8 protein-coding genes are annotated in these 10,441 nt (G+C 42.6%); 5 read left to right on the forward strand and 3 right to left on the reverse strand.

The features are described from left to right. The first annotated feature begins 103 nt into the window (after window positions 1–103). Complete coding sequence (locus TY87_RS06905) at window positions 104–832, forward strand: NAD(P)H-flavin reductase (RefSeq protein ID WP_100186508.1); 729 nt, start codon at window positions 104–106, stop codon at window positions 830–832. Between the two features lie 94 nt (window positions 833–926). On the opposite strand, the gene TY87_RS06910 is transcribed toward TY87_RS06905, so the two are convergent. Further along, entirely contained in the window at window positions 927–1,199 is a 273-nt protein-coding gene (locus tag TY87_RS06910) for a hypothetical protein (protein WP_100186509.1), read from the reverse strand. Between the two features lie 91 nt (window positions 1,200–1,290). Next, on the reverse strand, window positions 1,291–2,787 hold the full coding sequence (mqo, locus tag TY87_RS06915) for a malate dehydrogenase (quinone) (protein WP_100186516.1): 1,497 nt from the start codon (window positions 2,785–2,787) through the stop codon (window positions 1,291–1,293). Between the two features lie 396 nt (window positions 2,788–3,183). Between mqo and TY87_RS06920 the strand changes: the two genes are divergently transcribed. After that, window positions 3,184–3,585 (forward strand): CBS domain-containing protein, encoded by a 402-nt coding sequence (locus TY87_RS06920; RefSeq protein ID WP_100186517.1) that lies wholly within the window; start codon window positions 3,184–3,186, stop codon window positions 3,583–3,585. 18 nt (window positions 3,586–3,603) lie between these two features. On the opposite strand, the gene hslO is transcribed toward TY87_RS06920, so the two are convergent. Next, complete coding sequence (gene hslO, locus TY87_RS06925) at window positions 3,604–4,479, reverse strand: Hsp33 family molecular chaperone HslO (protein ID WP_100186510.1); 876 nt, start codon at window positions 4,477–4,479, stop codon at window positions 3,604–3,606. Window positions 4,480–4,723: 244 nt separating this feature from the next. Between hslO and TY87_RS06930 the strand changes: the two genes are divergently transcribed. The 3 genes from TY87_RS06930 to ppk1 all read left to right on the forward strand — a co-directional run bounded on the left by TY87_RS06930 (window position 4,724) and on the right by ppk1 (window position 10,159). Then, a complete protein-coding gene (locus TY87_RS06930) occupies window positions 4,724–6,649 on the forward strand; it encodes an ABC-F family ATP-binding cassette domain-containing protein (RefSeq protein ID WP_100186511.1) in 1,926 nt (641 codons plus the stop codon). A gap of 149 nt (window positions 6,650–6,798) precedes the next feature. Continuing rightward, window positions 6,799–7,794: a porphobilinogen synthase gene (gene hemB, locus TY87_RS06935; protein WP_100186512.1), complete on the forward strand. Its 996-nt coding sequence runs from the start codon at window positions 6,799–6,801 to the stop codon at window positions 7,792–7,794. 145 nt (window positions 7,795–7,939) lie between these two features. Continuing rightward, complete coding sequence (gene ppk1 / locus TY87_RS06940) at window positions 7,940–10,159, forward strand: polyphosphate kinase 1 (protein WP_100186513.1); 2,220 nt, start codon at window positions 7,940–7,942, stop codon at window positions 10,157–10,159. Window positions 10,160–10,441 lie beyond the last annotated feature (282 nt).

Genomic DNA, 10,441 nt, shown 5'->3' on the forward strand with positions numbered 1-10,441 from the left:
TAAAAAAGCCACTTCCTGAAGTGGTTTTTTTTTACTTAAATGATCAACCTAATTCCACCGCCACCACTTTAAGGTGAGCGTGACTTATATTGGAGTAGTTTAAATGAAAGAGATTACCGCGACGGTAAACGCAGTTGAATCAATCAACCCAAATGTATATCAAATTACTTTAAAGGTGGATGATCTAACGTTTGAAGCTGGCCAATATCTAATAGTGGTATTACCAACTGGCGAACAAGTTCCTTATTCCATCGGTAGTGCACCACATGAACTGCCATTTTTGACGCTGTATATTCTAGTTTCAGATTCTGCGTCTCTGGCAAACAAAGTTGTTGAGCATATTAAATCTAACGATAGCATTACCATTAAAGCACCGGGTGGCGACTGCCATATTGCTAATGGTGTTCTAGACTCTAATCCAGAAAACATCTTATTGATTGCTGGCGGCACTGGTTTTGCCCAGATAAAAAGTCTGTATAGCCATTTGGTCGAACAGAATTTTACTGGCAATGTGTCATTCTACTGGGGACTAAGAACTCCAGCAGATGTCTTTGCTCAAGAGTGGTTAGAAGAAGCGCACAAATACACGCCTTTTACATTGGATGTCATCGTGAATGAGAAAGGCAATGAGTGGCACGGTCGAAGCGGCTGGCTGTATGAAGCAGTGCTAGCAGATCATCCAGATCTAAGCCAAAGCGTTGCTTTTATTAGCGGCTCAGTTGGCATGGTGTATGGCACACTTGACCAATTAGAGCTAAAAGGTCTTAGCAAAGAAAACTGTTTTTCTGATGTTTTTGCTTATGCGCCACACCCAGATAAACCAGTACTCTAATACTATTTATTAAAATACCAAGTAATGGATAGAAAAAGGGAGCGCCAAAGTCATTTGGTGCTCCCTTTTTATTATTCATACGGTATATCAACAACTAAGCCGCAGTGGCTCTTACCGTTTCCCACAATGATTTAATGCTTTCTTGATCGCCATCCGTTACGCCTTCAGCTTCCAACGTGTCTTGCAAGATCCCAGTGAAAGCATGATCGAACTCATCTCGCCCTTCTCCTTCGGTACTGCTATGTAAGCCCAAAAGCCCTAGAAGATACGCACAGTAAAACAGCTGATCACCTTCTTCCGCTTGATGCTCCAGGTCTCGTAATCTGTCACACAACTGATCTGCGCGCTCAGCAAAGGTTATTGTCATATTCAATCTCACGATGATGGTATTAATGTAATATACAAAAAAGCTGGGGATTCCCAGCTTTTGAAAACTTATCCTATCGACGTAAATTACGTTAAGGCTTTAAGTTTAGAGTCTCTAATGTATTCGCTCGGATAGAAAGAAGTAATTCGGTATTTTCTACCAGTGATTCACCGTAAGAAGGCACCATTTCTTTCATTTTCGCTTGCCATTCAGGCGATGCTACACGCTCATGAAAACAGCGCTCTAGAATACCAATCATAGTATTTACCGTTGTTGAAGCCCCTGGCGAAGCACCCAACAAAGCAGCAAGAGAGCCATCTTCGGTGGTAATCGCTTCGGTTCCGAACTCTAGCTTACCGCCCAACTTTTCGTCTTTCTTGATGATCTGAACACGCTGCCCAGCGTACGCAAGCTCCCAATCTTCATCCTTCGCATCAGGAAAAAACTGACGCAATGAATTACAGCGATCTTTATGTGATTGCATTACCTCACTAATCAAGTAGCGAGTTAGATCCATATTATTCTTACCAACACTTAGCATCGGCTTGATATTGTCAAAACGAACACTTTTCGGCAGATCGAAGAATGAACCTGTTTTCAGGAATTTTGTCGTAAAACCAGCAAATGGACCAAACAAAATAGCTTTTTTGCCATCGATAATACGTGTATCCAAATGCGGCACAGACATAGGTGGCGCACCAATAGGAGCGGCGCCATAGACTTTGGCAAAATGCTGTTCAACCAATTCTGGTTTTTCACACACCAGCCACTGACCACTGACAGGGAAACCACCAAAACCTTTACCTTCCTGCACTTCTGCTTTTTGCAACAAAGGCAAAGCACCACCGCCAGCTCCTAGGAAAACAAATTTAGCGTCAATAGTTTTACGCGCACCATTTTGCTCAATTTCAACATCCCAACGACCGTCAGAGCGTTTATTTAAGTCTTTCACTTCACTGTTCAAACTCAACTCGAAGTTATCCAAGGTCTCTAGATGTTTGCTCATATTACGAGCGATAGCACCAAAGTTTACATCGGCACCATGTTCGATACGTGTTGCAGCAAGCGGTTCGCTGTCATTACGGTTGTTCATAACAAGAGGCATCCATTCTCTCATTTTTTCACGATCTTCAGTGAATTGCATTTCTTTGAAAGCTGGATGAGCACTCATTGCTGCATGACGTGCTTTTAACATGTCAACATTGCGCTGCCCCCAAACAAAGCTTTGATGTGGCACTCGATGAATAAACTCTTGTGGCGCCGGCATCAATCCTTGTTTCACAAGGTAAGACCAGAACTGGAGACTAATTTCAAAGGCAGCGTTAATTTTAACTGCTTTATCAATATTAACGGAGCCGTCATCATTTTCAGAAGTATAATTAAGTTCGCAGTATGCGGCATGGCCCGTACCAGCATTGTTCCAGCCATCGGTACTTTCCTTTGCGATACTACCCAAACGCTCAACCATTAATAGGGTCATGCTAGGGTCTAATTGCTTTAGTAACACTCCTAGGGTGGTGCTCATGGCACCGCCCCCGACTAGTAAAACGTCTACAGAATTTGAGGTCATATGATTTCGCCGTGTCATAGCCAATTGTGAATTTGAGAGTGATGTAAAAAAGAGGCTTTTGGCCAGCAGTAATATTTCAGAATGCACTGCTTTACTTTCTCCACCCTCTCCTCAGAACGCCTTTGCTCGTATGCCAAAAATCCATAGAAAATCAGCTTAATAAGGGATTCTGAGCAGGTGTGAGTTAATTATACGGATTTTAAAAATAATGTCTTGAGACCTTAGTATAAGAATGTAGATATATCCACATTTCAACTTTCACGATAGCGCTCATTTTATTGACTTTAGCGACAAGAAAGGCGATGTTAACAACATTAAGAAAAAACATGCTTCGATTTGGCTACTATATTTAAATATTAATGTTCAGTATAAATATACTAAATTCTATAATTTAGGGTACTGGGGAGTATGGCAATGAAAGCACAAGATATCATGGTAAAGAATGTCATCTGTGTCGACATGGATGAGCGCTTACCCAATGTCAGACAAATTATGGAAACGAATGGCTTTCATCACCTTCCGGTTACGGAAAAGGGTAAACTGGTTGGTATTATTTCAGACAGGGATTTGTTGCGCCTAATCAGCCCTTTTATAGACAGTGCTTCAGAGCAACCTAGGGATCTAGACACCTTAAATAGAGCTGCTCATCAAGTGATGACGCGCCAGCCCATTACAGTAAAAGCAGAAACACCAGTAGAAGAAATTGTGGCGTGGCTAAAACGCGTAGATATTTCCTGTTTACCAGTAACAGACGATGAAGATCATGTCATTGGTATTATTTCGTGGCGCGACCTTGTCAATCACGCCACGTTTTAGCGTCTGTAGTCTTTTAAATTAGTGAGTTTTCGCTTGATCACCAAGCAAATCAACCAAATCGGCTTCGGTAAATTCATATTTTTCTGCACAGAATTGGCAGTCTACTTTTACGCTACCTTGCTCAATAAGAAGCTCACGTATTTCTTCAGAGCCTAGTGACATCACAGCATCTAAAGTACGCTGACGAGAACATGAACAACCGAATTGCATCACTTTAGTATCATAAAGACGAACTTCTTCTTCGTGGTATAAGCGATGAAGCAACTCACCAGTTTCAAGTCCAAGCAATTCATCTTCTTTAACCGTAGAAGCAAGATGAGTCAAACGCTCCCAAGCATCCTCATCACCTTCTTTCGCTTGTTCTTCTGGCAAGCGCTGCAAGAACAAACCACCACATTGTGCGCCATTAGCCGCCAACCACACTCGGCTTGGCAACTGCTCAGACTGAGAGAAATACTGTTCAAGACATTCAGCCAAGGTGTCACCAACGATCTCGACAATGCCTTGGTAACGCTGGCCATTACGTGGTTGGATAGTAATCGCTAAATAACCACCTTCAAGTACATCTTTTAAAGAAATAACCTCTGGCACTTCTTGGCTTTCATCCCATTGAGCAATGCCACGAAGATTTTGATGCTCGTCACACTCAGTCATCAAAGTCGACAAAAAGCCGTAGCCCTTAGCTTGAATAGATAACACACCATCTATTTTGACAATGTCTCTTAATAACGCGATTGCAGCTACAAACTCACCAAGAAGTTTTTCTAACGCTAGCGGATATTGCTTACGCTTAATGATTTCTTGATAAGCGTCATTCAGTAACACGCGTTCACCACGAACATTACTATTATCAAAGGAAAAACGCTGGATTTCGTTTATGGTTACATTGTTCACAAAGCACACCTTGTTCAGGCCGAAAAGCCTAACTAAAAAAGTTCAAATAAATATTGCTACCATTTTACCCTTGAGACGATCAATCATCTACTTTAAACCGTGATTAACTGGGAAATGTACTGTGAATATGCACGCTTGCTATTTCGTTTAGTCTAGCAGCACTCTAAAATGTTTCGTATTGTACTTTCTATTGAAACGACCAACATCACTTCTCATTAATAGAGATAAGAGATTCCTAGTTTTTATGATCCAATTTACTGAAGTTAGTTTACAGCGTGGCACTCAGTTCCTACTTGAAGACGCCGACCTCACCATTTTTGAAGGTCAAAAAGTCGGTCTGATTGGTGCTAATGGCGCAGGCAAATCCTCTTTATTCGCCATGATCAAAGGCGAACTGCATGCTGATACTGGTGAAGTTATTCTGCCGGGACAACGCCGTATTGCTTTTATGGCTCAGGAAGTTGAAGAAACACAACGCAGTGCATTGGATTACTGTCTAGATGGCGATGATCGACTCAGAGACATAGAAAACAATATTGCCAAAGCACAAGCAAGTGGCGACGATCATGCTCATGCAAGTTGGCTAGGTGAATATGAAAATGCTCATGGCTACACAGCTCAATCAAGAGGCGAAACACTTCTGCAAGGGCTAGGCTTCAAAATGACAGACATGCAGAGGCCCGTGTCTGACTTTTCTGGCGGCTGGCGAATTCGCCTTAACCTTGCCAAAGCCTTGATGTGCCCTTCCGACGTGCTCTTGCTCGACGAACCAACCAACCACTTGGATTTGGATGCTGTCATGTGGCTGGAAAACTGGCTACGCCAATACCCCGGTACCTTATTATTAATTTCCCATGACCGTGATTTCTTAGATGGTATTTGTAGTCATATTGTTCACCTATATCAAAAGCAATTGGTGCTTTATAAAGGTAACTACTCGGATTATGAACGCCAACGTGCTGAACACTTAGCGCAACAACAAGCCAACTACGAAAAACAACAAGAGAAACGTGCTCACCTACAACAATATGTGGATCGCTTTCGTTACAAAGCCGATAAAGCCAAGCAAGCTCAGAGCCGCTTAAAAATGCTCGAGAAAATGGAAATTATCGGCCCAGCACATATTGATTCGCAATTTGAATTTACAATCCCTGTGGCCGAGAAAACCTCACAATTGTTGATTAATTTATCTCAAGCAGACTTGGGTTATACATCAGAATCAGGCACAAAAACCGTTCAGCTTGGCAATACAAACTTTGCCCTTCGAGATGGACAACGCATTGGCTTACTTGGTCCTAATGGTGCTGGTAAATCGACTCTAATCAAATCCATTGTTGGCGAAATTAGCATTTTGGCTGGTGATCGCATCTTGGGAGAAAACCTAAAAATCGGTTATTTCTCACAGCATCAACTAAGCGCTCTCGACTTAGAAGCCTCGCCATTACTGCATATTCAACGACTCACCCCAAAAGTGCTTGAGAGTGATATTCGTCGTTACCTAGGTGGTTTTGGTTTTATTGGTGACGATGCACTTCGTGCGGTAAAAGGCTTTTCAGGCGGAGAGAAAGCACGTTTGGCCTTGTCATTAATTTCTTGGACCAAACCAAACCTATTAGTACTCGATGAGCCAACCAACCATTTGGACATCGAAATGCGCCAAGCATTAACTGAAGCCTTGCAAGAATTCCCAGGTTCCATTTTATTGGTATCACACGATAGACATTTGCTAAACAGTACCGTCGATGAATTTTACCTTGTTGCTGACCATCAAATCCAAGCGTTCGATGGCGACTTACCTGCTTATCATGCATGGTTACAAGCAAGACAAGCCAGCGCCGCGCAACTTGAAAAAGGCGAGTTAGCTGGAGATAAAATCGATAAAGTGGATCGTAAGGAAGAACGCCGTAAAGCGGCTGAAATGCGCGAAAAATTACGTCCGCTGCGCAAACAAATCGAGAAGTATGAAAAGGCAGTTCAAGCAGCACAAGAACATCTTGATCGTATTGCCGAAGCAATGGCTGACTCAAGCCTTTACGAAGCCGATCAAAGAAACAAACTGCAAAGTTTATTGAGTGATGAGGCGAAATGGAAAAAAGCCCAAGCTGAAAGTGAAGAAGCGTGGTTCGAATCACAAGAGGAACTTGAAGAAGCCGAAGCGCAACTAATCTAAACTTAAACCCAAAAAGAACGGATAAACAAAGACTAAGTGCTAGAAATCCGTAAAGTTTTGTCTTAACACAAAGCTTTTAATCTGGCACTGTCTTAATATTGTAACAATACTAAAGTACATTCATACACAGCGAAAAGGAGAGATATTGGATGACATTTCCATACACTCGTATGCGCCGCATGCGTAAAAATGATTTTTCTCGCCGCCTGATGCGCGAGCATCGCCTTACTGCAGACGATTTAATCTACCCAATGTTTATTATTGAAGGCAATAATGTGCGCGAAGCCATTCTTTCCATGCCAAACATTGAGCGCCTTTCTATCGACTTACTGTTAGAAGAAGCCAAAGAGCTTGTCGATTTGGGCATTCCTACTATCGCGCTATTTCCTGTTATTGAAAGTGATAAAAAATCCTTGCTTGCCGAAGAAGCCTACAATCCGAATGGTTTAGTACAACGTGCTGTTCGCGCCTTAAAAGACGCTTTCCCAGAACTTGGTGTGCTAACAGATGTCGCGCTAGATCCTTACACTACTCACGGTCAAGATGGCATCATTGATGACTCTGGCTATGTGCTGAATGATATCACCGTCGATACACTGGTAAAACAAGCCCTTTCACATGCTAAGGCAGGTGCTGACATCGTTGCACCATCTGACATGATGGACGGACGCATTGGTGAAATCCGTGATGAACTTGAAGCCGAAGGTTTTATTAATACACTGATCATGGCATATGCAGCCAAATACGCTTCGGCATATTACGGTCCATTCCGTGACGCGATCGGCTCAAGCGGCAACCTTGGTAAAGGCAATAAATTTACGTACCAAATTGACCCAGCTAACTCTAACGAAGCCATCCGCGAAGTGATGCTAGATATAGAGGAAGGAGCTGATATGGTCATGGTAAAACCTGGCATGCCTTATTTAGACATCGTACGCCGAGTGAAAACAGAACTTGAAGTGCCGACGTTTGCTTATCAAGTAAGCGGAGAGTACGCAATGCACATGGCCGCTTTTCAAAATGGTTGGCTAGATAAAGATACGGTAATGATGGAATCACTCCTAGCATTTAAACGCGCTGGTGCAGATGGCATCCTGACTTACTTTGCAAAAGATGTAGCACGCCTGCTGAAAACTAAAAGCTAACGACTTTTAGTACAAATAAACACACAGAATCGGTGACCAGCAGGCTGCGTTGGTGTAATTTGTTAGTATATGCCTACATACTGTAGGCAAAGGAACAATGATACCAACAACACAATAAAACGGTATTTAGAGAGAATTAAAGCGCATGTCTGAGCAGTCGGTGAACGAAATAGATAAAAAAGAAACCATTCCTAGTCCACCCTTAGAGTTGGATGCAGAGCTTGTTCTAGAGCCAATTCCGGAACAACCACAAGATCCTAATAAGGTAGCAATTGAAGAACGCCTACCTGAAGAGATTGATCTGGCTGATCCAGAGCTCTACTTCAACCGCGAGTTAAGTCACTTACAATTTAACGCACGTGTTCTTGAACAAGCCATGGATGAAAATCATCCAATCTTAAACCGACTGATGTTTCTGTGTATCTTCAGCTCAAACATGGACGAATTTTTCGAAATCCGCGTAGCGGGTTTAAAAAGCCAATTAGAATACAGCCGTGAAAAAAATGGTCCTGATGGCATGCACCCGAAAAAAGTACTTGGCTTAATTAGCGAACAAGCTCACAAGCTAGTACGTCGTCAGTACCGTATTCTCAACGATATTATTTTGCCTAAACTGGCGAACGAAAACGTTAAGTTTATTCGTCGTACCGTATGGAATGAGAAACAAGCCGCTTGGGTAAAACGCTATTTTCGTGACAATGTGCTGCCTATCATCAGCCCAATTGGGCTCGATCCAGCACACCCGTTTCCAAGACTAGCGAACAAAACCTTTAACTTTGTTGTTGAATTGGAAGGTCGCGATGCCTTTGGTCGTGAGAATGGACTTGCCATTGTTCCAGCGCCGAGCTCGCTTCCTCGTTTGGTTAAACTACCAGATGACGTTTGTGAAGGTGGTGATAATCTAGTTTTCCTTTCTTCCATCATTCACGCCCATGCTGATCAGTTATTCCCGGGCATGACAGTCAAAGGTTGCTTTCAATTCCGTCTGACTCGTAATGCTGATTTAGAAGTAGACTCCGACGATATTGGTGTCGATTTGGCTGGTGCGCTGCGCACAGAATTACAAAGTCGACATTACGGTAGCTCGGTACGATTAGAAATCGCCGAAAACTGCCCTCTTCATATCGTCGATTCTTTGCTTAAACAATTTGATTTAGAACAGCAAGATTTATATCGCATAGATGGCCCAGTTAACTTGAGCCGTCTTATGGCAGTACTAGAACTCGTTGATCGTCCAGACCTGATGTACCCTCCTTTTTCACCGGGTTTGCCTAGAAAACTAGCCAGCTCTGGCGGATTATTCGAGGCTATTCGCCAGCGTGATTATCTATTAATGCATCCGTTTGAGAGCTTCTCACCTGTTATCGATTTATTAAGCGAAGCAGCAAAAGATCCAAACGTTGTAGCAATTCGCCAAACTCTATACAGAACAGGTTCGCGTTCACCAATTGCTAATGCATTAGTTGAAGCAGCTCGAAACGGCAAAGAAGTCACTGTCGTTATCGAATTACGTGCTCGTTTCGACGAAGCTGAAAACTTAGCCTTAGCTAGCCGCTTACAAGACGCTGGCGCGATTGTTGTCTATGGCGTTGTTCGACATAAAACACATGCGAAAATGATTCTGATCGTCCGTAGAGAAGGTGCAGATCTGACTCGCTATGTTCACCTGGGAACTGGTAACTACCACGCAGGTAACGCTCGTCTTTACACCGACTATAGCTTTATGACTTGTGATAAAGAAATTGGGGACGATGTACATCGCGTCTTCCAGCAACTCACAGGTATGAGTAAAGAGTTGAAAGTGAAAAAACTACTACATGCTCCTTTCACACTTCGTGACCGTTTGCTTGACATGATAAATAGAGAAGCCGAAAACGCACTGAAAGGCGATCCGTCTCGTATCATAATTAAGGTGAACTCTTTAACTGAGCAGAGACTTGTTCAATCTCTGTATAAGGCGTCTCAAGCAGGTGTAAAAATCGACCTAATTGTTCGAGGCATCTGTACACTACGTCCAGGCATCAAAGGGATATCCTCTAATATTCGAGTGCGAAGTATCATAGGAAGGTTCCTAGAGCACACTCGTGTATATTATTTCTACAACAACCGTAATCCACAGGTTTATCTATCTAGTGCTGATGGCATGGATAGAAACTTAAACAACCGTATTGAAGTAGCCTTTCCTCTTCAGGACTATAAACAAACACGCCGAGTGAAAAAAGAACTTGAGTATTATCTCACAGATAATACTCAAAGCTGGATTCTTCAAAGTGATGGATCGTATCAGTTGTCAAAGCCAAGAAAAGGCGAGTATCGCAGTGCTCAGAGAGCATTACTCAGCGAATTAGCAGATAACACTAGGTAGTCAAACAAATAGCTATACACAAAGCCCAGCTCCGAGCTGGGCTTTTTTTGTGAATAAAATCTAGGCTTATCCCCAAAATTATTTAACACATCTTGTCACCCGCTATTAACAAACCTTCACGCACAACAACCAAACTAGTCATCAACTATTTCCGAAAACCTAGCATCGTTACTTCTAGCACCCTCCTGAAGTCTTTATAAAAAATGTCCATTAACTTACATATAATTAGCGCTCACGCGTTAAGGTACGAGACAGGCGCAAGCTCATTTAATAGTAAGGCGA

Source organism: Marinomonas sp. BSi20584 (assembly GCF_002792415.1).
Taxonomy (GTDB): Bacteria; Pseudomonadota; Gammaproteobacteria; order Pseudomonadales; family Marinomonadaceae; genus Marinomonas; species Marinomonas polaris.